At 39.0% G+C, this 21,732-nt stretch carries 21 protein-coding genes and 1 riboswitch; of the genes, 4 read left to right on the top strand and 17 right to left on the bottom strand.

The window, feature by feature from the left end; translation table 11 throughout:
• Window positions 1-483: a low molecular weight protein-tyrosine-phosphatase gene (locus NFR44_RS09075; RefSeq protein WP_251444149.1), complete on the top strand. Its 483-nt coding sequence runs from the start codon at window positions 1-3 to the stop codon at window positions 481-483.
• A gap of 170 nt (window positions 484-653) precedes the next feature.
• On the opposite strand, the gene NFR44_RS09070 is transcribed toward NFR44_RS09075, so the two are convergent.
• The 11 genes from NFR44_RS09070 to NFR44_RS09020 all read right to left on the bottom strand — a co-directional run bounded on the left by NFR44_RS09070 (window position 654) and on the right by NFR44_RS09020 (window position 11,994).
• On the bottom strand, window positions 654-1,292 hold the full coding sequence (locus NFR44_RS09070) for a bifunctional 2-keto-4-hydroxyglutarate aldolase/2-keto-3-deoxy-6-phosphogluconate aldolase (protein WP_251444146.1): 639 nt from the start codon (window positions 1,290-1,292) through the stop codon (window positions 654-656).
• 165 nt (window positions 1,293-1,457) lie between these two features.
• Window positions 1,458-2,408: a sugar kinase gene (locus NFR44_RS09065; RefSeq protein ID WP_251444144.1), complete on the bottom strand. Its 951-nt coding sequence runs from the start codon at window positions 2,406-2,408 to the stop codon at window positions 1,458-1,460.
• Between the two features lie 78 nt (window positions 2,409-2,486).
• Window positions 2,487-3,473 (bottom strand): 2-keto-3-deoxygluconate transporter, encoded by a 987-nt coding sequence (gene kdgT, locus NFR44_RS09060; RefSeq protein WP_251444141.1) that lies wholly within the window; start codon window positions 3,471-3,473, stop codon window positions 2,487-2,489.
• A 55-nt stretch (window positions 3,474-3,528) separates the two neighbouring features.
• A complete protein-coding gene (locus NFR44_RS09055; RefSeq protein WP_251444138.1) occupies window positions 3,529-4,314 on the bottom strand; it encodes a gluconate 5-dehydrogenase in 786 nt (261 codons plus the stop codon).
• A gap of 160 nt (window positions 4,315-4,474) precedes the next feature.
• Complete coding sequence (kduI, locus tag NFR44_RS09050; RefSeq protein WP_251444135.1) at window positions 4,475-5,317, bottom strand: 5-dehydro-4-deoxy-D-glucuronate isomerase; 843 nt, start codon at window positions 5,315-5,317, stop codon at window positions 4,475-4,477.
• A 114-nt stretch (window positions 5,318-5,431) separates the two neighbouring features.
• Entirely contained in the window at window positions 5,432-6,460 is a 1,029-nt protein-coding gene (locus NFR44_RS09045; RefSeq protein WP_251444132.1) for a LacI family DNA-binding transcriptional regulator, read from the bottom strand.
• A gap of 408 nt (window positions 6,461-6,868) precedes the next feature.
• On the bottom strand, window positions 6,869-7,201 hold the full coding sequence (locus tag NFR44_RS09040; protein WP_251444129.1) for a branched-chain amino acid transporter permease: 333 nt from the start codon (window positions 7,199-7,201) through the stop codon (window positions 6,869-6,871).
• Window positions 7,198-7,923 carry an AzlC family ABC transporter permease gene (locus tag NFR44_RS09035; protein WP_251444126.1) on the bottom strand — a complete coding sequence of 242 codons (726 nt, stop codon included), beginning with the start codon at window positions 7,921-7,923 and terminating at the stop codon, window positions 7,198-7,200. Before NFR44_RS09035 ends, NFR44_RS09040 begins: the two co-directional genes overlap by 4 nt.
• Window positions 7,913-9,058 carry a 5-methyltetrahydropteroyltriglutamate--homocysteine S-methyltransferase gene (locus NFR44_RS09030; protein WP_251444123.1) on the bottom strand — a complete coding sequence of 382 codons (1,146 nt, stop codon included), beginning with the start codon at window positions 9,056-9,058 and terminating at the stop codon, window positions 7,913-7,915. The genes NFR44_RS09035 and NFR44_RS09030 overlap by 11 nt, the downstream gene beginning before the upstream one ends.
• 66 nt (window positions 9,059-9,124) lie before the next feature.
• Window positions 9,125-9,236: riboswitch (SAM riboswitch) on the bottom strand.
• 254 nt (window positions 9,237-9,490) lie between these two features.
• Window positions 9,491-10,933, bottom strand: coding sequence for a [FeFe] hydrogenase, group A (locus NFR44_RS09025; RefSeq protein WP_251444120.1), 1,443 nt, complete (start codon window positions 10,931-10,933; stop codon window positions 9,491-9,493).
• Window positions 10,934-11,370: 437 nt separating this feature from the next.
• Window positions 11,371-11,994 (bottom strand): hypothetical protein, encoded by a 624-nt coding sequence (locus NFR44_RS09020; protein ID WP_251444118.1) that lies wholly within the window; start codon window positions 11,992-11,994, stop codon window positions 11,371-11,373.
• Window positions 11,995-12,325: 331 nt separating this feature from the next.
• Here NFR44_RS09020 and NFR44_RS09015 point away from each other — a divergent pair, with 331 nt between their 5' ends.
• Window positions 12,326-13,276, top strand: a complete 951-nt coding sequence (locus NFR44_RS09015) for a 2-hydroxyacid dehydrogenase (RefSeq protein ID WP_251444115.1) — start codon at window positions 12,326-12,328, stop codon at window positions 13,274-13,276.
• Between the two features lie 424 nt (window positions 13,277-13,700).
• On the opposite strand, the gene NFR44_RS09010 is transcribed toward NFR44_RS09015, so the two are convergent.
• Window positions 13,701-14,396, bottom strand: coding sequence for an RraA family protein (locus tag NFR44_RS09010; protein ID WP_251444112.1), 696 nt, complete (start codon window positions 14,394-14,396; stop codon window positions 13,701-13,703).
• A gap of 359 nt (window positions 14,397-14,755) precedes the next feature.
• On the opposite strand from NFR44_RS09010, the gene pyrF reads away from it, so the two are divergent.
• Window positions 14,756-15,475, top strand: a complete 720-nt coding sequence (gene pyrF, locus NFR44_RS09005) for an orotidine-5'-phosphate decarboxylase (RefSeq protein ID WP_251444109.1) — start codon at window positions 14,756-14,758, stop codon at window positions 15,473-15,475.
• Window positions 15,472-16,059, top strand: coding sequence for an orotate phosphoribosyltransferase (pyrE, locus tag NFR44_RS09000; RefSeq protein ID WP_251444106.1), 588 nt, complete (start codon window positions 15,472-15,474; stop codon window positions 16,057-16,059). The genes pyrF and pyrE overlap by 4 nt, the downstream gene beginning before the upstream one ends.
• A gap of 141 nt (window positions 16,060-16,200) precedes the next feature.
• Here pyrE and NFR44_RS08995 read toward each other — a convergent pair whose 3' ends face one another.
• The 5 genes from NFR44_RS08995 to NFR44_RS08975 all read right to left on the bottom strand — a co-directional run bounded on the left by NFR44_RS08995 (window position 16,201) and on the right by NFR44_RS08975 (window position 21,720).
• A complete protein-coding gene (locus NFR44_RS08995; protein WP_251444103.1) occupies window positions 16,201-16,533 on the bottom strand; it encodes a metal-sensing transcriptional repressor in 333 nt (110 codons plus the stop codon).
• A 154-nt stretch (window positions 16,534-16,687) separates the two neighbouring features.
• The gene (locus tag NFR44_RS08990) at window positions 16,688-18,220 is read right to left on the bottom strand and encodes an ABC transporter ATP-binding protein (RefSeq protein ID WP_251444099.1); all 1,533 of its coding nucleotides are present in this window, start codon (window positions 18,218-18,220) and stop codon (window positions 16,688-16,690) included.
• An 18-nt stretch (window positions 18,221-18,238) separates the two neighbouring features.
• Window positions 18,239-19,807 carry an ABC transporter substrate-binding protein gene (locus NFR44_RS08985; RefSeq protein ID WP_251444096.1) on the bottom strand — a complete coding sequence of 523 codons (1,569 nt, stop codon included), beginning with the start codon at window positions 19,805-19,807 and terminating at the stop codon, window positions 18,239-18,241.
• Window positions 19,808-19,901: 94 nt separating this feature from the next.
• The gene (locus NFR44_RS08980; RefSeq protein ID WP_251444093.1) at window positions 19,902-20,762 is read right to left on the bottom strand and encodes an ABC transporter permease; all 861 of its coding nucleotides are present in this window, start codon (window positions 20,760-20,762) and stop codon (window positions 19,902-19,904) included.
• The gene (locus tag NFR44_RS08975) at window positions 20,752-21,720 is read right to left on the bottom strand and encodes an ABC transporter permease (protein ID WP_251444090.1); all 969 of its coding nucleotides are present in this window, start codon (window positions 21,718-21,720) and stop codon (window positions 20,752-20,754) included. Before NFR44_RS08975 ends, NFR44_RS08980 begins: the two co-directional genes overlap by 11 nt.
• Between the last annotated feature and the right edge of the window lie 12 nt (window positions 21,721-21,732).

Genomic DNA, 21,732 nt, shown 5'->3' with positions numbered 1-21,732 from the left:
ATGACCGCTACCAAACGGCCCATTCATGTTCAGTTTGTTTGTCACGGCAATATTTGTCGATCTACCATGGCAGAATTTATTTTTAAAGAATTAGTAAATAAATCAGCCCTAACAGAACAATTTAAGATTGACTCTACCGCAACAAGTCGTGAAGAAATTGGTAATGACACTCATCCTGGCACTAAAACTAAATTGCGTGATATGAATATTCCGTTCACACCACGCCAAGCGCGCCAAATTACGAAAGCCGATTATGCTTCAGCCGACTATATTATCATTATGGATGAAAATAACCGCCGTAACCTCGAACGACTACTCGGACCTGATACAGAGCATAAAATTCATAAAATGCTCTCCTTTATTGGCGAGACCCGTGATGTAAAAGATCCTTGGTATACAGGCAATTTTGATGAAACTTATAATGACATTGCCCCTAGTTGCGAAGCTTTACTAAAACAAATCAAACAAGAATATAATATATAACGAAACACAAAAGAGAGCTATCAATTCTTGATAGCTCTCTTTTAATTTTTAATTTTTAATTTTTGATTTTTACTATTTATCTATTTACTATTTATTGTATATCATCTTATTTCACACACTTATTAACAAAATAAGAAAGCATACTTTCTTGCCTTCCATATATACGCTACTTATTTACGCGCTTCTGCTACAGCGGCAACAAATTTCTTAGCCGTTTCTGCAATCTCTGCTAAAGATTTTCCGCCACCAGTCAAAGCACCACCAGCTCCAACAGCCACAGCGCCTGCTTTAAACCATTCAGCTACATTATCGATGCTAACACCACCAGTTGGCATCATTTGAGCCTGTGGTAATGGCCCTTTTACGGCTTTAATAAACTTGCTACCTACTACTTCACCAGGGAATACTTTTACAATATCGGCTCCCAATTCAAGGGCTTGAATAACACCTTGAATCGTAGTTGTGCCAGGCATACAAGCCACACGATAGCGATTACATAATTTGATAGTATCTTCATCAAAAGCTGGGGATACAATAAAAGCTGCCCCATTTAAAATAGCCAAACGTGCTGTTTCAGAGTCTAAAACTGTACCCGCACCAATGACTACATCAGCATTATCTTTGTATTTTTCAGATAATGTTAAAATGGCTTCATGAGCACGTGGTGTTGTAAAGGCTACTTCAATAGCCGTTACTCCTCCAGCAATGCAGGCTTCTGAAATTTGAGCAGCCTCTTCTGGCGTATTACCACGAATAACGGCAACTACACCAATTTTTTTAACTGTTTCAATAATTTGTAATTTATCCATACGGGTCCTCCCAATCTTATCTTTAGCTCTGTTTCCTACTCTATTATATACATTTCAGAACTATCCGTCATTACTTTTCGTGCCTATTAAATATTCGCTTACTCATCAGGCTATTACTACCTACTAATGATTCACTTAATTAACACTACTTAGCTTGACTATCAATTATTCGCTTAATTTAGCGCTCTTTTGATACGCTACTAATTGATCAGGTGTTGGTAACCCCTCATTATCGCCTTCCACTTGTACTTGAAGGGCCCCAATGGCAGCGCCACGACGAACTGCTTCCGCCCAGCTAAGACCTTCTAAACGACCACTAACGGTACCTACGGCAAAGCCATCACCAGCCCCAACTGTGTCAACTACGTTTTCAACAATATATGCAGGCGCATAGAATACTTCTTCAGCAGTCTTCACATAAGCACCTTTAGTCCCTAATTTCACAATAACTGCTTTCGCACCTTGTTTCAAATAAAATTCAGCAATGTCTTCTGGTGTGTCAAAACCTGTTAAGATTTTTCCTTCGCCAAAGCCTGGTAATACAATATCAGCTAAGGACGCCAAGTAATTAATATTTTCACGCATTACGTCTTCAGATGGCCAAAGAGCGGGACGAAGATTAGTATCAAAGGACACTTGCACACCATGAGATTTAGCGGCTTTCATCATAGCAATGGACGTTTCACGGCAACTTTCAGACAACGCTGGTGGAATGCCAGTCACATGCAAATGATCGTATTTTCCCCATTGTACCGTATCCACAACGGATGGTTCCATATAGGAGAATGCTGTAAAACGACGGAAGTTAACCACTTCTGGATCCCCTTCTAAAGTTTTAGCTTTTAACTGCATTCCTGTCCGATTCACATCATCCAATGTTACATAGTCTGTACCAATATGTTGTTCTGCCAAAAAATCTAAAATATGTTGACCAAATGGATCATTCCCTACACGACTGATATACGCTGTTTCATGACCTAAACGGCTCATACCAACGGCAAAATTAACTTCTGCCCCACATACATAGCGACGAAATGTTGTCACATCTTTTAATGCTTTAGGTTCTGTGGCTACCATTAACCCCATAGGCTCACCAATTGTAAGAACACGTGCCATTTTTATTCCTCCTCATTATAGCAAGCAACACCCTGAGCCGACGGAGGCGCAAGGTGTGCTGCTGAAGCTTTAATTATATTACCCATTTACCACAATGCGAGCGGCTTTAGTTTTACCTTCATCGCTGAAACGTTTACACCAAAAAGCTGTTACAATTGGTACTAAAATTGATGTAACAACTACGGCCGTAGCTACTAATGCAGTAGCGGCTGGCGCAATTGGTGCAAAGGCGGGAATCATTCCAGCAATAATGATTGGGTTTGTTACCGCAGCCCCAGCTGTACTAGAAGCAGCTAGACCAGCACCACCATTACCACCTGCAATATATTTGTCTGCTAAAATAAGTGGAATACCAGTGATAACAATTACGGCAAGCCCTAATAAAATACCTAATAAGCCTGTATGTGCAACCATCATAAGGTCAATTGTATTACCTAAGGCAAAGCCGAAGAAGGGAATCATAAGCATAGTGCCTTGGCTAAAGAAGGTTTTGCATTCTTTGTCAATGTTACCTAGTGCAAAGCCGATTAAGAATGGTAATACAGCGCCTACAAATAGATGTGGCTCAAAGGTAGCCGCCCCAGTTGTACCAAGAATCATCATGGTTACTAATGGGCCAGACTCAATAGACATCAATACAAATGCCCCTGCGTCTTCCTTGGAGCCATACTGTGCCATCAAGGAAGCATATAAACCACCATTAGTCATGTCCATAGCTGTAACAATAGCTAAGGTGGAGAGTCCTGCAAAAAATCCTGTTTCAATCATACCACTAGGCATAAACATAACACATATATGCCCAACGATCCATGCTACTAAAATCTTTGTTACTACTAATGTACCCGATTTTTTCAAAACGGTACCTGTTGCTTTTAAATCAATGCTAGCACCCATACAGAAAAACCATACCGATAAAATAGGAACGGTGCCGCTAATTAAACCATTTGTAAATGAACCAAAATATTTACCAGTGCCAGGTGCTAACGTATGTAACAAAGCACCGAGTAGTAAAGGAACGAGCATAAGCCCGCCGGGAACACGTGATACTGCCTTCATGATATTCATGCTGATTTCCTCCAATATAGGGGGCAGGCCTCACGGGGAGGCCCTCCCGAATAAATTATGGTTGTTTACCGATGTAAGCTAAAATCCCACCATCTACATATAATACATGGCCATTAATAAAGTCAGATGCTTCAGATGCTAAGAATACAGCTGGACCTTGTAAATCTTCAGGTGTACCCCAACGAGCAGCTGGTGTTTTAGCAATAATAAAGCTATTGAATGGATGACCTTCGGTACGAAGTGGTGCTGTCTGTGGCGTAGCAATGTAGCCAGGTCCAAGACCATTACATTGGATGTTATATTCGCCATATTCAGAAGCAATATTACGAGTTAACATTTTTAAGCCACCCTTAGCCGCTGCATAAGCAGATACTGTTTCACGGCCTAATTCACTCATCATGGAGCAAATGTTAATAATTTTACCATGACCTTTTTTAATCATTCCAGGGATAACAGCTTTAGCCATAATGAATGGACCTACTAAGTCGATATCAATTACTTGACGGAATTCATCGGCTGCCATTTCAGTCATTGGAATACGTTTAATAATTCCCGCATTATTTACAAGAATATCTATGCCACCAAGTTTTTCTTCAATATCTTTAATCATAGGAATGATTTCTTCTTCTTTAGTTACGTCTGCTACGTAGCCTACTGCATCAATGCCTACTTCTTTGTAATCAGCTACTGCTTTATCACGTGTTGCTTCATCTAAACAGTTGAAAGCAATCTTAGCACCTGCTCCAGCGAGTGCTTGCGCAATCGCAAAACCAATGCCATATACAGCCCCTGTTACGAGTGCTACTTTTCCATCTAAGCGGAATTGTTCTAAGCCGTTCATGAGAACCTCCAATTTTATAAATTTAAGTAATAGATTTAAGTTTCAGATACAAATAAACCGAGCAAAATTCGTATGTGTATCGATTTCTAAAAGTGTTAAAAAAATATATTTTTAACATCAGTATTTTTATTAACTACTTCGTATATATCTTCAGTAGCTACTATTTCATATCCGTAATTGCAATATGATCCATATCATCAAACGCTTGGTTTTCGCCACCCATAGCCCAGATGAAGGTATAGTTGGATGTACCAGCACCAGCATGTAAGCTCCAAGAAGGACTAATTACAGCTTCTTCATTGTGCATTACGATATGGCGTGTTTCCTGTGCTTCACCCATCATATGGAATACAACATTATCTTGTGGTACTTCAAAGTAGAAGTAAATTTCCATACGACGCTCATGTGTATGTGGCGGCATAGAATTCCAAACACTACCTGGTTTTAACTGAGTTAACCCCATAGATAACTGGCAAGTTTCTAATACATCTGGATGAATAAACTGATTAATCACACGATCATTAGCTGTTTCCATGGCCCCCATAGGACGTTTGTTAGCTTTTGCCATTGGAATAAAGGTTGTTTTATGAGACGTATGTGCTGGGGCAGACACCATGTAGAATTTAGCCGGTTTTGCTGGATCAACGCTCTGGAACATTACTTCTTTAGTTCCTTTAGTAATATATACGCAATCGGTATATGTAAGGTTAAATTCTTCGCCATCAGCTACGATTTTACCATCGCCACCAACATTAAAAATACCAATTTCACGGCGTTCTAAGAAGAAGTGTGTACCAAATGTATGCCAAATGTCCATACCTTTTTCAAGGTTAACCACTTCATTAACTGGCATACAACCAAGCGTTACCATGCGGTCAACGTGGCTATATACAGCCGTTACTTCATCAGCCTTAAAAATGTCTTGAATCAAAAATTCATTGCGCAACTCCTCAGTTGTATAACGTTTAATGTCGCGCGGGTTTACACTATAACGTGTATCCATGTGTGTCACTCCTTTTATATACTCTTAAAATAAATACCTAACTTATCCTTTGTAATAATTCTATATTAGAGTTCATTGAAACGAGCTCATTATTACCTTAATTAACTACACCACTTATAGTGACTGGCGTTCAACAATGGAGCATGGTAAAATTACTTTTTGGCGTTCCAATACTTCACTAGCGGCCTCATTCAAAGATTCCTTAATGCGACCAACTAATAAGCGAGCACATTCTTGGCCTATTTCATAAGTCGGTAATTCAACAACGGAAATACCAGGTCCAATGACATCCATCCAGGTCCAGTTATCATAACTATATACTCCTAAGTCTTGAGGAATAGTTAGCTGTTGTTGACGTGTAATCTTAGCAATATCACTAAGCACTACCCCGTTACCAGCAAATACAGCAAATCGTTCCTTCGCTTGTCGTGCTGCTGCTAGTTCTGTCATCACCGTATTGGTAAGTATATCCTTTGTTGTTTTATCATACTCTAAGGTAAGTGCTGATCGCCCTGTTTTGGCTTCATACTGTTTCACAAATTCATCAAAGCGTAAACGACGAATACCATTGGTACCGACTCGCCGAGTAGCAAATAAAATTCGCTCATACCCTTTGCTTAATAATAAGTCTAAACTAGCCTCTGTAATATGCTCCGTATCTGATGATACTAAATCACAATCACAACCTGCCACTGGTCGGTCAGCTAATACAATCGGCATAACTGAACGGTTTACTTCATTTAAGTATTCCACTTCAGCACCCGTTGCATTAATAACTATACCATCTACACCTTGGGCAATCATAGATTGAATATATCGCCGTTCTTTCTGTGGATCATCAGCCGCATCAGCTAAGAGTACGGTAAATCCATGTTCTTCACACCAATCAGCAATACCAGAATATAGAATGGCTGAGAAGGGACTCGAAATATCAGACACTATAACCCCAATCATATGACTTTGTTGTAAACGTAAGCTACGAGCCATTTTATTTGGCTTATACTCGATTTCCTTAATTACTTCACTAATTCGTTCCCGTGTGGCCGCTGACATATATTCATATTTACCATTTAAGTATCTAGAAATTGTTGTCTTTGAAAAACCTGTGCGTTCAGCTACATCGGCAATCGTTATTTTACCCATATAGCAGCCTCCTTTCCTATCTTGCGCATAAAAGAGGTAAGCACTTAGCTACTCCATACACGAACTATTAGATCCCCTTTAGTGTGGTCAAATAGACCATCACTCACTCCTTAACTTACACAATATTTGTTGTGTATCGATTTACGAAATCGTTTTCGTAACTTCGTCACAATCATAATACAACAAGAAGAATGTTTTTACAACATATTTGCTATGCATTGTTAACATACGACTTTTATTTTTACACTATTTTTACTATTTATTTACGAGCAAAAAGCCCGATTCACTCCGTAATTACTAGAGGAATCGGGCTATAGCTGTTTTGCATGCTTAGCACTATTTTTTATTAAAACTTCAAAATAATGGTAAATAATCATCTTTCCCATTATTATAGTTAGCAATTTTTGCTCACTTCACAAATACCTGCTGAATAAGAACCATATATACAACAGTCCCCGTAGCAATACTCAATAACATATTGCGCTTTAATAAATGTACCAAGATAATACTTACAATAGCAATGATTTCAGGTAAGCCATGGGGATAGGTCCACACTGTCATGTCTTTTAAAGAATATACTACCAATAAACCCATAACAGCGGCTGGCAACACAGTGCCTAAATAAGCAATAATAGCAGGTGGCTTACCCGCTTTTGAAAAAATAAGAAATGGGGTAAACCGCGTTGCCATAGTGCCTAAAACAACAGCACCAATCGTAAGTACAATTTCCCAACCAGTCATATATTACGCGCCTCCTTTTCACCCTTACTATTAAACCAAAAGAGTCCACAGAATATAATGACCATCAATGCCATGGCTGGCAAAATAAATAAATTAGGACCTAACAAATACAGCATGCCAAGTGCCACGAAGAAACCAATCAAACCAGACTGATATTTTTTAGCTGTTAATAACATGTCTAAAAATATGACTGTAAATAAGGCCGTTAAAATAAATTCAATCCCTTGCATATTGAATTTAATAAAATGACTCCCTATAGCGCCAAGGGCAACACCGCCTACCCAATATATATAGTTTAGCCAAGTTACATGTAAATAAAACCACCCTCGATCAATTTGACTCGGTAAATTAATGGTCGCATTAATAGCAAATGTTTCATCACATAAACCATAAATCAACGGATATTTCTTCCAATCTAAGGGGCCATAACGAGTCAACATAGTAAGGCCATAAAAAATATGACGCCCATTGACCATAAAAGCTAATACGAATGCCCCTAAAGGATCAAATGGCGCAGCCAACAAGGCTACAGTGACAAACTCCATAGATCCTGCAAAAATAGTAGCACTCATAAGAAATGGCAAATACCAAGGCAAGCCCTGTCCTACTGCATACAAGCCATAAGAAATTCCTAAAAAAAGGAAACTAGCACAAATCGGTACTGTTAGGGGGAAAGCATAGCGAAAGGCTTCCCGACCTTTATTTGTTTCATCAATCTTCATAAGGCCCCCAAGCCTTTTCTGCCACACGTTTAATAAGGGCTAACTTCGCAAATTGCTCTGCTTCAGTTAGATTATTGCCTTCCTCCGTGGAGGCAAAGCCACACTGTGGACTTAAGGCTAATTGTTCTTTTGGTACATATAGCGATGCTTCTTCAATACGGGCTAATAAATCTTCTTCTTTTTCTAACTCAGGGAATTTAGAAGTCACTAAACCTAGTACCACTTTTTGATTTTTAATAAACCGCAATGGTGCAAAACCACCCGCTCTATCAGAGTCATACTCCAAGAAGAAGCCATCAATATGACAATGACCAAACAAGGTCTCTGCAATTGGTTCATAACCACCAGACGAGAACCAAGTCGATCTAAAATTACCACGACAAATATGCATAGTCACGGCTAAATCATCTGGTTTTCCTTCTAATGCATAATTAATAACTTCCACATATTTTTTAGCAATATATTGCAAATCTAAGCCACGAGCTGCATATTCTTTACGCTTAGTTTCATCACAAAATTCACCCCAAGAAGTATCATCTAATTGCAAATAACGACAACCAGCTGCATAAAAAGCTTGAATTGCCTTGCGATATGCTTTAGCAATAGCCTCAAATAAGGCTTCTTCTTGCGCATATTGTGGTAATGCTTCATAATGTTCTTCACGGACACAACAAATCAAATGAAGCATAGATGGTGAAGGAATCGTAAATTTAGCAACAGCGCTATCCCCTGCACATTCTTTCACAAACTGAAAGTCTTTTATAAATGGATGATCCTCAGGGAAATCAATGTCACCTACGATTTTAAGCGTAGCCGCCTTTGGCTGATGCCCTTTGAAAGCCACAGACCACTGTTCTGCTTTAATTCGCTCAACACCCACTAATTGTTCTAAAAAGTCCAAATGCCAGTAAGCTCGACGGAACTCACCATCAGTTACAGCTCGTAAGCCTACTTCTACTTCTTTATTAATCAAATCGCGAATTGAATCATCTTCTACTTTACGTAATTCTACTGCATTTATCTTGCCTGCTTCGACGGCTTGACGAGCTTCTTTTACTGCATCAGGTCGCAAAAAGCTACCTACTACATCATAACGAAATGGTCCTTTACCGATTACTTGTTTTGTATTACTCATACTCTCAGTCTCCTCTCCTAGTGGCCCATAAATAAAAAAAGTCGTCAACAAATGACGACCTATGTCTTATCATCTGTCGGTTTCCCGTTGGACTTAGCACCTTGCTTCATAACCCCAATTATAAAGCAGGTTGCCGCAGCATCAATGGGCCAGTTCCCTCAGCTGCTCTGGATGATACTATACAATTATTAATAAAGGCATATTAAATATCACCTTTTGGATATATATTATGATACTTCAAATAAAACATATCTGTCAACTGTAGTTGTACCAGCAAGCATAGCTATAAAATAATAATCTACCCTCTGCTTTTTACTTAGTATATAAAAAGGGCATTGAAGCTAATGCTTAGCACCAGCCTCCAATGCCCTATTTGTCTTATAGTTAAGCTATAGTAAAACTAGTCTCATCTCAATATATAATAGCCTAGTTTTATTCAGGCTTTTTAAATTTAGGAGATGTTGGACAAGTTTCAGGTGTTACATCTTTACGAACACCTAAATCAGCACTGCGATCAGTGTAATGAGTATGTAACAATTCTTCGGAACGTTCCCCTAATGGTTTACCTAAGAATTCTTCGTAAATTGCCTTAATTTCTGGATTTTCATAGCTGGAACGAAGTTTCATTTCAGAATCAGCTTTATAAATACCTTCAATACGAGCTGATTTTACTTTATCAGCTACTGGCATTTTAACGCGTGGCTGACCGCCACCACCAATACAACCACCACGGCAAGCCATCATTTCAATGAAATCATATTTCTTGCCAGTTGCTTTCATATTATCTAAGAAATCGCGGATATTTTTACCACCATGAACTACGGCAACTTTTAATGTTTTACCAGCGATTTCAACGTCAGCTTCTTTAACACCTTCCATACCACGAACATCTTGTAAGTTAGTGAAAGGTTCTGGAGATGGTTCATTACCAGTGATGAATTTGTAAGCACTACGCATAGCCGCTTCCATTACGCCACCAGTGTTACAGAAAATAACACTACCACCAGTTTCAGCACCAATATATTTATCCATAGTAGATTCTTCTACTTGTGTGAAATCAATACCAGACTCACGAATCCATTTTGCAAACTCACGAGTAGTAATGCAATAATCAGTATCGCGAAGATCTTCTTTGCCCCAGTATTCAGCAGATTTGTTCTGTTCTGGACGACGAATTTCAAATTTCTTAGCTGTACATGGTGCTACACTTACGGATACAATTTTTTCTGGATCCAATTTCATTTTTTCAGCAAAATATGTTTTTAACATAGCTGCTTCCATAGCAATACAGCTACGAGTTGTAGAAATATTAGGTAAATATTCTGGATAATATGTTTCAGCAAATTTTACCCATGCTGGACAGCAACTAGTGAACTGTGGCAATTCGCCATGACCATTAATAACACGTTCAATTAATTCGCTAGCTTCTTCCATGATAGTTAAGTCAGCACCAAAATTAGTGTCAACTACATAGTCCGCACCTAAGGCACGAAGGGCACCAATCATTTTACCTTCTAAGAAGGAACCTGGTTCATAACCAAATTCTTCACCAATACCAACGCGTACAGCTGGTGCTGTTTGAATAACAACAATTTTATCTGGATCAGCAATCGCTGCTTTTACTTGATCTAATTCACTACGTTCATTCATGGAATCGAATGGACACGCAGCGGCACATTGACCACAATGAACACAGATAGGATTATCCCCTGTAGATTCTAAATCATAGTAGTCAAGTACACCCATCACGTCTGCACAAGCACGACGACATAATGTACAGTTTTTACATTTTTCCAAATCATGTACAATCGCAATGTTATCTTCAGCAATTGGGACACGACGATCAATGTGTTGGAATCGACTTTCGAAACTCATAATTTTGCACCTCACACAATATAATACTAGTTATGTATTCAAATACCCCGACATCTGCCGGAATGGACCTCGACCATGCGATTCATGGTTGTGAGTGATGTCTCTTTGTAGTATATCATCTTAAATGTCCTATTTTCAAATAGGAATTAGATAAACTTTGTGCATATTTACTATGCATTTACTAATAGTTATGGTCTTAAAAAAATAAGGAATTTAATGTAAAACTCTATAGAATTTTACATTAAATTCCTGCACCACTAGACATATATCTTTCGTTTTATTTTTTATCTTTATTTTTTCTTCTCTCTTCTATTTAGACTTCTACCTTCTATTTATACTTTTATCTTCTATTTATATTTTTATCTATAAGCTGCTTTTTTATATATTACATATTATACTTTGGCTTTGTTTACTAAATAGCCAAATTACTGTGCCAACTATCTTGGCAAATGCATGAATAGCTGTTTCAAACGATACGATATGGCAAATGCTGACCAATAAGCAATCAGCTCAAACACTTCCTCAAAACCTTGATGATACGGTTCTAAAGGCGTAATTAAATTCTTTTCAAAAACCGTTTCACTTAAAACTAATCCCAATATAAAAAGAACTAAATACAGACGAATCGTATGATCGCTCTTATACTGACTAAATATAGATCGTATCAAAGTACGACTTCGCCATAAATTATAAAGTAATATAAGTCCGGCAAGACCTAATACCCAAGGTAAATAAGGCCCAAACCACACTTCTTTGATACTTAAAAATTCAGGTCCTTCCGATCCCATACCGACTGGATAAAATATACGGCCCCAACTAATTTCACGGCCAAAGGCAACTAAAAATAAAATAGCCTCACTTATATATATTGATTTCAAATAACTGATTGAGTCTTCACTCTTTATAGCCCAAACAAAATTAAACAGACAAGCACCTAGTAAAACTACAGCCTGCATATTTTCTACCCAATGATTTTCCCAAAAAGCCCACTTAGGTAAGCATATAGCAAGCGGTATTGCTGCTAACAGAAACAAAAATGTAACAATATTAACTTTTCTCACAATATCCCTCATAACTTTAAATACATTATACTAACTTAAAATCTGTAATAATTGCTTAAACAGTATGTAAAATCTTCTTATATTTTACTCTTTTTTTATAAAATAGCAATATAGCCTTTATATAAATTCCCTAGCCCTAAGCCTAGACAAGGCATTGATATAAATAGATTCTCTTCCACCAAAAGAGAATTTCTAAGCCAAGAACCTGTATAAACTTTGCAATAATAAATTCTTAAGTCTGGTATCAACTTCATTGAACACCTTCGATATTTGGCGTATAATAAAGACAATGTATAATCTATCTTTGAATCTAAATTAACGAGGTGACACCATGAAAATTATCGTAATGGAGCCATTAGGCGTATCAGCAGAAAAAATTGAAGCCGTATCAGCACCACTTAAAGCAGCGGGTCATGAGTTTTTCTATCCTGAAACTCAAGAATTAGATCAGGCTAAATTATTGGACCGTGTAAAAGAAGCTGATGTCCTAATCTTAGCCAATCAAAAATTATCTGGTGATATTATTCGCCAATGTCCAAATTTAAAAATGATTTCGATTGCCTTTACAGGTGTGGATCATGTTGATTTGGCTACTTGTCGTGAACGTAATATTACTGTATGTAATGCAGCGGGCTACTCCACCAATGCAGTTGCTGAATTAGCCTTTGGCCTAGCCATCTCTGTATGTCGCAACATCGTTCCATGTGACCACCAAAGTCGTCATGAAGGCACCAAAACAGGACTTGTTGGTTTTGAATTATTCGGTAAAACATTTGGCGTTGTTGGCACTGGTGCTATTGGTAAACGTGTAGCCGAAATTGCCCTTGCCTTTGGCTGTCGTGTTATTGCATATAATCGCAGTGAAAAACCTGATTTAATAGCTAAAGGTGTTACCTTTGTTTCCAAAGAAGAGTTGTTCCGTCAAGCTGACTTCGTATCTTTACATACACCACTTACAGAAGACACCAAAGGCTTAGTGGATGCAGAAACAATCAAACTCATGAAGTCATCTGCAGTTCTTATTAACACAGCTCGTGGTCCAGTAGTAGATAGCGAAGCTTTAGCCGCTGCTTTAAACGAAGGCCGTTTAGCTGGTGCTGGTATCGATGTTTTTGAAATGGAACCACCAATTCCAGCTGACCATCCACTCTGTCATGCAAAAAATACTGTCTTAACACCTCATGTCGCCTTTGCTAGCAAAGAAGCCCTTGAAACAAGAGCCGACATTGTTATTGAAAACATAAAACAATGGGAAGCCGGTACACCACAAAATTTAGTGTAAATAATTACATTTTCACTAATGTGTACTGTGCTTAAATAAAAAGATTGTATAGTTATGAAGTCCCTTTACCCTCTACTCGCTCTTCTAAACATTAAATAATTAAGTTGATAGAAATTTATTTGTGTAAAAAATAAAAAGCGTGCCTGTAGTTATGAAGTCCCACGCTGCCCCTATCTTTACAATATTAAATAGTTACATTTTCACTAATGTGTACTGTGCTTAAATAAAAAGATTACATAGTTATGAAGTCCCTCTACCCACCCTCCTAAACACTAAATAATCAAGTTGATAGAAATTTATTTGTGTAAAAAATAGAAAGCGTGCCTGTAGTTATGAAGTCCCTTGATGCTTGCATCGCCAGGACAAATAACTACAGGCACGCTTATCTATGTATATACCACTAATATTCTATCGACTTGATTATTTAATATTGTCCATCAATTATCTCAGTCCCTTGTTCTTTCAACTGGTCTTCAATCCATTGACGATCGGCTTCGCCAATTAATGCTTCATGTACTTTTTCAGCATCTTCAGCTTGTAATTTCTTAGCACTCTCAATTATTTCAGCTGCATCTTGCCATGGTACAACAATAACACCATCTTGGTCCATCACAATGATATCACCAGGATTTACGGAAATACCGCCACAAGCAATAGGTGTATTGATTTCGCCAGTACCATTTTTATATGGCCCTGCAGGATTCGTACCATTAGCATATACAGGCAATGCCATCGTAGCCACAGCATCACTATCACGAATAGGGCCATCAATAACTACACCGGCTAATTGTTTATATGTAGCATACCCAAACATGATTTCACCCATCAATGCACGGTATTCAGAACCACCATCATTAGATACCATAATCACATCGCCAGGTTCAGCTATATTTAATGCTTTATGAATCATCAAATTATCGCCACCACGAGTTTTCACAGTTAATGCACGCCCTACTGTAACAGGTTGTTTAGGGGCAGACTTCAAGGAAACACGTGGATGAAGTGCACTCAAACGCCCCATACAATCTGCTACATTAGCGGCAGGAATCCCTTTAAACTCATTCAATAATTCCTCGCTCACCATAGGTCGTTGCAAATACACTCGATTACCAACTGCCATTACATTCACTCCATTCTTCACTAACAATCGTATCAATAGATAGGCTCTTGATAAAATTAATTTTCAATTTTATATCAAGAAATCTCTATATATTTATGATACCTATATTTCATCAAAATTTCAAGTCACCCTAACTAAGCGCCCTACCCTTAATAGGAGACAAATAAAAATAGCCTATTTCATAGCCAATACTAAGCATTCCACGGTATAATAAAATAGATTAAAGAATACAATCGCTTGTCTACAAACTACAAATCTATTTTATCGCTAGCAGTATAAGTTTTAATTGACTTTACCTATTTTTTATGTAAAAATTATTTGAATATATCTATATATGGATACGATTAAGGAGGCTCACCATGGCAGATGACAGACTAATAGTTGCCTTAGACGTAGCAACAATGGAGCAAGTTACAGAGCTAGTAACTACATTAGGCGATAGTGTTTCCTATTACAAAGTTGGTATGGAGTTATTTTATGCAGCAGGTGCACAGACGGTAACGTATCTTCAAGAACAAGGAAAATCCGTATTTCTTGACCTAAAGTTACACGATATTCCCAACACCGTAGCCCAAGGCGTAACATCGCTTACACATTTAGGTGCTAAACTAATCACCCTACATGCTCAAGGTGGTCCCGTTATGATGGCAGCCGCAGCCAAAGCCGCAACGGAAGCTGCCGAATCACTTCAAGTGGAACGACCAAAACTATTAGCTGTTACCGTACTCACCAGTTTTGATGATGAGGCTTGGACAGCCATCGGTGGTCAATTGCCAATTCGAGACCAAGTACTCCGTCTCGCCAAATTAGCTAAAGCATCCGGCATGGATGGTGTAGTAGCCTCACCCTTGGAAGCAAAGGCTATTCGCGAAGCTTGTGGGGAAGATTTTCTGATTGTAACCCCAGGTATTCGTCCTACCTTTGCCGCAGCGAATGACCAAAAACGAATTGCCACTCCAAAAAGTGCCCTCCAAGACGGCGCTTCTAAATTGGTAATCGGACGACCTATTACTAAAGCTGACAATCCGCAAGAAGCGGTTCGTTTAATTGTTGAAGAAATGGAGGCTATCAACGCATGATGACAGAACAAGAAGTAAAACAATTATTAATCGACACGAAAGCTATTTTAGAAGGCCATTTTCTACTTACCTCTGGTCTTCATAGCCCTATGTATGTAGAAAAATTTAATGTATTACAACATCCAAAATACACGGAACGCCTTTGCCAAGAATTAGCAGAACGTTTCAAAGATCAAAATGTAGAACTTGTAATTGGTCCTATGACTGGTGGCATTCTATTAGCTCATGAAGTAGGGAAAGCTCTCGGTACGCGAGCTATTTTTACAGAGCGCGAAAAAGGTGTTATGACTCTTCGCCGTGGTTTCCGCATCGAACCAGGCACACGTGTACTTATTGTAGAAGACATTGTAACTACTGGTGGCTCAGTTCGCGAAGTAGTGGATGTAGTTAATGCTTCTCAAGGTGAAATCGTAGGCGTTGGCTTACTTGTCAACCGCAGTGGTGGCAAAGCTGATTTTGGTATTCCAAACGATAAAGTTCAAGCTTTATTAAATTTGACGGTACCAACTTACCAACCAGAAGAATGCCCTCTTTGTCACGATAATGTTCCAATGACAGAACGTGGCAGTAAACACATTAAATAATACTTTTTAAAATTACATATTTAATATAAACAAAGTGCCCCTTGCGGTAACTTATTGAAACTGTATACTTTCAATAAGCTATTCGCCAAGGGGCTTTTTTCTGTCTAAATGCTATGTTTATGTTACCTATTATAAGGCTAGCTATTTAATAAATCGGTCAATAGCTTCATTCAATTTCTTTAACGTTTCCGTATCATTATTCTTTACCGCATCAACTATGCAGTGTTCAATATGATCTTTCATAACAACACGACTCACACTTTTTACAGCCGAACCTACCGCCGCTAATTGCACCAATACTTCACTGCAATCTCGCTCATTCTCTACCATACGTTTTACTGATTCTAAATGTCCAATAATTCGTGATAGGCGATTCAGAACCGCCTTAGTTTGCGTATGAGAATGGGTATGACCATGGTCATGATTATGAGCAATCCCTAACTCATGCAACAACTCATGTGATTCTTGACTCATCCTTTCACCACCTTATAAATACAAACAAGCTTTTATGTATTTATTATAACATATGTGGCAAGCATGACATTTTATGGCTTAATATTTTATCGCTTAATATTTTATGACTTAATATTTCATAACTTAATGTCTATAAACTAATATTGTATGATTGCTATGTATGCCCTAACATCTTGTATGCCTTCACCAGCTCTTTAGCCGTATCAGATTGTGGACTTACTAATAATTGGGCAATCGTTGTACTTTCGACAATATGGCCTTCTTCTAGCACATATACCTTGTCACACAAAGCTGCCGCTACCCATAAATCATGAGTCACTACAAGACCTGCTAACTTCTGTTGGTCTCTAATCTGACACAATAACTCAATAATGTCAGCCTGTACCGTCTCATCTAAAGCCGAGGTCATTTCATCACAAAATAGTACTTGTGGCTTACTACTTAAAGCTCTAGCTATGGCCGCGCGCTGACATTCTCCACCACTTAATTCATGAGGATACCGCGCGCCATAGCTAGCCGGTAATTGTACTTCTTCTAATAAAGCTGCTACATCTATAGTTTGCCCTCGCCTGCGCAAAGCTTCACCTACACTCCAGCCAATAGTTTGTCGTGGATTAAATGAGCTTTGCGGATTCTGTAAAATAGGCTGTACAATTTGACCTAAGTCCCGTTTTGAAAGTGAATGCAAGGGTTTTCCCTCATATGTAATCGTTCCTTGCTGTATAGGTTGTTCGCCTAACAAAGTGTTAAATAAAGTGCTCTTGCCCGCTCCGCTCAGACCTATTATGGCAGCCCATTCACCAGGATATAAACTTAACGATATATCCTGTAATGCCCGCTCATTGGTGCCATGCACCACACTTACAGAGTCTACAGCTAATAAAGGATGAACCTTTTCACTGTTACTTTTAGCAAATAAAGGCCTTTTATCTAATTCCTGCCCAGAATTTTGTTCCTGCCAAGTGAAATCTTTTTTTGACTCCCCTAAAAGCACACGCTTAAGCTGTCCCTCTTTCATTTCATACAAAGTATGGCCAATCTGCTTTGCTAATTCCATTTGATGAGTAACAAATATAATCGCCACTCCTGTAAGAGCCTGTACTTCATTCAATAATGCCACCATTTGTTGTTGCCGCATCATATCTAAATTCGCAGTAGGCTCATCAGCGACTATAAGTTTTGGCTGTGACAATAACGCCAATAGCATAACCACACGCTGTGCCATCCCACCAGATAAAGCACTAGGTCGCTTCGCTAACAAACTGCTTGGTAAGTCTAACTGAATTAATAATCGCTCAATCCGTTGCTGTGCCTCATTCCAAGATATGGAAAGAGCCTTCGCCACATCACGGCACTGAGTTTCAATTGTTTTTATTGGACTTAACGAGGCTTGCGCATCTTGCGGAACAAAAGCAATAGCCTCTCCCCGAAGTATATGCCAATCTTGTTCAGACGCTGGCCAAGGTTGCCCGTCAAATAAAGCCGTCGAAAAACTCACCTGACTATCTCGAGGTAGTAAACCTAATAGGGTTCGCAATAAGGTAGTTTTACCACTTCCCGAAGGCCCTACAATCGCTACTGTCTCACCAGCACGCAACTGTAAATTCAAATTAGCCAAAACTACTTGTTGCTTATATGTGACAGTAAGGTCTTGTAAATCTAATAACCAAGGCGACTCAGTGCTCACTCGCTTCATCTCCTCTTATCATTTAAGATCTATATCCTTAGTAATTTCATAATAATCTGTCGGATACGCTTTAAAATTAATCACATTATGCGCCATTACTAAATTCATTTTTAAATGGGCCACATAAATAAAAGCATTGTCAGTTAACACTTGCTGTGTCATTTGCTCAAACAATCTTTGTCGTGCTTCTGGATTTACAGTGCCGTCTAATTGTTCCATAAATGCTACAATTTGAGGACTTTCATAGTGTCCCACATTATCAACCGCCCCAGACATAATATTAGTCTTAAAATAATAGGTACCATCACCAGTAGGTGCTGTTACAAAAGCTTTAGCAAATACATCAAACTTCCCTTGTTGCAACACACTTCTATACGCATCTGTAGCATTAACGTCCACCTTAATACCAATTTGTTTTAACGTTGCCTGAGCCGACTCAGCTAATAGAGGTAATTCCTGACGGGAGGTATATGTCAACCAACGTACCGTCAAGGGTACGCCCCCTTTATCCACATAACCATCACCATCAGTATCCTTATACCCTGCTTCTGCTAATAAAACCTTTGCTTTATTTTCATCGTAAATAGGCGCCACTACCTGCATTTGTCCTAGTTTTGTATTATTCGGAAAAGGTCCTACGGCCGGTATACCCTTGCCTTTCAACAATACAGCGGCAAATTGTTCTTTATTAATCGCACTAGCAATCGCTTGACGAACTCGTACATCTTGCATAGCTGAGCTGTTAAAATTAAATCCTATCTGATACACCCGCGAAGTAGCAGCTGAACTAATGGTATATTGCGCGGCATCAGCAAAAAGATTTAAAGAACTATAGGGTAAGCCCTGAGCCGCTTCAATATCACCCTTTTGTAGCGCCATAGTCAACGTATCACCATCGGTAATGCGTATCACTTCTACGCCTTCTAATTTAGGCATGCCACCCCAGTAGTGATCGTTACGGACTAAACTTATACCACTTTCGCTTACTTTAGTAGCTTTAAAAGGACCCGTCCCCACTACGATTCCCTCAGGTGTCCCATCACTCAAATCAACAATCGCACTATAGGGATCCGCTAAAAAGGTCAATAATACAGCTACAGGATTCACCGAGTGAATCGTTATATACGCATCATCAGCTGTTATAGATTCAATTTTCAAATCCTTCGGCGCCCTATCATGATCACGAACTAACGCTTCTAAATTCTGTTTTACAGCTTCTGGTGTAAGCGGTTTCCCATTTGAAAAGGTTACCCCTTCGCGAATATGTAAACGCACTGTATGATCATCTATACTTTGCCAAGAATCTGCTAACCAAGGAGCAACTTCCATCGTTTCAGTAAAACGTACCAACGTTTCACCTACACCATACCGCACTGCACTCCATCCCTGATAGGCCACATGAGGATTCAATCCTGCATTCTCCATAGCAGGGCCATATGCCGTTGTACCATAATGAAGCACTTTACTATATTTCGGTTCCTCTGTACCACAGCCAACTAGCCCTAAAAAAACAATAAATAAACTAATCAACCCTACTAAACGACCTAATGAAAACTGTGATTTTACTCTTTCCACTTCTTTTACCATATACAGACTCTCTTTCACACAACTACACTTCGTAGAATAGTATCTCACCGGTTAAAACTCTCTAACCTGCATTCCTATTTTAAAGTAGGTTACCTTAACGCTTATCGTACATTATCTGATGCCGTAACTGTTCGCCCATATAATGAAACGCCCCTACAGTTAGGATAATTGCTATGCCTGGGGCCCACATGAGCCAAGGAGCCGTCTGTAGCAAGCTTCGATTTAAGCTTAACAGACTGCCCCACTCTGCTAGTGGTGGTGCTGCCCCTAGCCCTAAAAAAGAAAGTCCCGCCAGTTCCATAAGCACTACACCCAAATCCAGCACAGCCGTCACAATAATGGTTACCATAATATTAGGTATAATGTGATATCTCACTATACCAACTTCACTTTGCCCTTGTAAGCGAGCTAATTGCATATAAGGAGCCTTTTTAATTTGTAACGTCAAACTACAGGCTAATCGTGCATATTTCGGCCAGCCTACACAGATTAAAGCTAACGCCGCATATTCCATCCCCCCGCCTAGTACCGCGGCTAAGGCAATGGCAAATACTAAAGCCGGCAAAGATACAGCTACATCCGTCAAGCTAACAATTAGGCGACTCAGCCAAGTCTGCTTCCATGCACTCCACAGACCTAACAGGGTTCCTCCTAAACAAATTATAATAGTAATACATACGGTGAGCCCCACTGTTAAACGACCACCGACTAACACTCGCGCTAACACATCTCGGCCATATTGATCCGTTCCCAACCAATGCAAACTATTAGGTCCCTGTAAAGCTATGTCCAAATTTTGTTCATATGGATTAAAAGAGCAAATATATGGGCCTACACTAAGCACTAAAAAAATAATAAGACCAGGCCAAAGAAACGACCACCAATGGCTAAAAACATACTGTTTTAAAACTAAACGATTACCCTCCATAGATGCTCTATTTAGATTATTCCTCATACTGCTGGCCTCCTAGCACTTGTTTTTGCCAATACTGTTGCCAACGCTCTACTCCATAGTTTAAGAGAACATAAAACAAAGATACCCATAATACATAAGCTTGTAATACAGGGTAGTCACGAGAAGTAATAGCATCAAACGCCATTTTACCAATGCCGTCCCACATAAAAATAGATTCTACAATCGTTACGCCTCCTAATAAGGAGCCACAACTCAAAGCAACCAATGTTAAAAGAGGCGGAGCAATAGCTAAACTCACATAACGGCTCATAATCATAAACCAACTAAGCCCACGACTACGCAAGCCAAGAATATATGGTTTCTGAAGTTCCTCTAAAGCTAAGGCACGAGTTTGTTGTATATATTTAGCACTCATAGACCAAAATAGAGTCAGTGTAGGCAACAGAATACTTTGCCAATCCATTTTTCGTGAAACGACTGGTAATAGATCCCATTGCAATGCTACTACATATAATAATAATAGAGCCGTAAAAAAATTAGGCATTGTATTTCCCAATACGGTAATCCCTCGTATGAAACGATCCTGCCAAGAACCTGCTTTACAGGCAAGCCATAAACCTACTGGTACAGCTATTAGCAGAGTACTCCCTATAGCGCTAACCATTAATACCAACGTAGCAGATAATTTTCTGCTCATAATATTGCTAACCTCTTCACCAGTTACTAATGAATTTCCTAAATCACCTTGAAATAGTTGCCCCCACCAGCGAACATATTGTGTTACCAATGAGTCATCTAAACCTAAGGCCGCTCTTTTTTCAGCCTGCATAGCTGCACTTAAACTTTGCTGTTGTGAAAATACCATATCTACCACATCATCTTGTGTAGCATGCATCAACAAAAATGTTAGTGTCGCTACTAACCATACCACAAATACACCTCGCCATATTGGCCAGCGACCAATCGAACTAAACCGCTTATGTGTATTAACGCTCATAACGACACCTCC

The sequence above is a fragment of the Veillonella intestinalis genome, assembly GCF_943193155.1.
Lineage (GTDB): Bacteria > Bacillota > Negativicutes > Veillonellales > Veillonellaceae > Veillonella_A > Veillonella_A intestinalis.
Note: the sequence above shows the minus strand (reverse complement) of the source record. Positions and strands in the feature narration are given on the sequence as shown.

Coding starts and splice junctions, on each gene's coding strand:
- kdgT (WP_251444141.1), bottom strand. CDS start 3,473: ATGAATATCATGAAGGCAGTATCACGTGTTCCCGGCGGGCTTATGCTC.
- pyrE (WP_251444106.1), top strand. CDS start 15,472: ATGATGACAGAACAAGAAGTAAAACAATTATTAATCGACACGAAAGCT.
- NFR44_RS09015 (WP_251444115.1), top strand. CDS start 12,326: ATGAAAATTATCGTAATGGAGCCATTAGGCGTATCAGCAGAAAAAATT.
- pyrF (WP_251444109.1), top strand. CDS start 14,756: ATGGCAGATGACAGACTAATAGTTGCCTTAGACGTAGCAACAATGGAG.
- NFR44_RS09065 (WP_251444144.1), bottom strand. CDS start 2,408: ATGGCACGTGTTCTTACAATTGGTGAGCCTATGGGGTTAATGGTAGCC.
- NFR44_RS08995 (WP_251444103.1), bottom strand. CDS start 16,533: ATGAGTCAAGAATCACATGAGTTGTTGCATGAGTTAGGGATTGCTCAT.
- NFR44_RS08975 (WP_251444090.1), bottom strand. CDS start 21,720: ATGAGCGTTAATACACATAAGCGGTTTAGTTCGATTGGTCGCTGGCCA.
- NFR44_RS08980 (WP_251444093.1), bottom strand. CDS start 20,762: ATGAGGAATAATCTAAATAGAGCATCTATGGAGGGTAATCGTTTAGTT.
- NFR44_RS08985 (WP_251444096.1), bottom strand. CDS start 19,807: ATGGTAAAAGAAGTGGAAAGAGTAAAATCACAGTTTTCATTAGGTCGT.
- kduI (WP_251444135.1), bottom strand. CDS start 5,317: ATGGATACACGTTATAGTGTAAACCCGCGCGACATTAAACGTTATACA.
- NFR44_RS09070 (WP_251444146.1), bottom strand. CDS start 1,292: ATGGATAAATTACAAATTATTGAAACAGTTAAAAAAATTGGTGTAGTT.
- NFR44_RS09030 (WP_251444123.1), bottom strand. CDS start 9,058: ATGAGTAATACAAAACAAGTAATCGGTAAAGGACCATTTCGTTATGAT.
- NFR44_RS09035 (WP_251444126.1), bottom strand. CDS start 7,923: ATGAAGATTGATGAAACAAATAAAGGTCGGGAAGCCTTTCGCTATGCT.
- NFR44_RS09040 (WP_251444129.1), bottom strand. CDS start 7,201: ATGACTGGTTGGGAAATTGTACTTACGATTGGTGCTGTTGTTTTAGGC.
- NFR44_RS09055 (WP_251444138.1), bottom strand. CDS start 4,314: ATGAACGGCTTAGAACAATTCCGCTTAGATGGAAAAGTAGCACTCGTA.
- NFR44_RS09045 (WP_251444132.1), bottom strand. CDS start 6,460: ATGGGTAAAATAACGATTGCCGATGTAGCTGAACGCACAGGTTTTTCA.
- NFR44_RS09075 (WP_251444149.1), top strand. CDS start 1: ATGACCGCTACCAAACGGCCCATTCATGTTCAGTTTGTTTGTCACGGC.
- NFR44_RS09025 (WP_251444120.1), bottom strand. CDS start 10,933: ATGAGTTTCGAAAGTCGATTCCAACACATTGATCGTCGTGTCCCAATT.
- NFR44_RS09010 (WP_251444112.1), bottom strand. CDS start 14,396: ATGGCAGTTGGTAATCGAGTGTATTTGCAACGACCTATGGTGAGCGAG.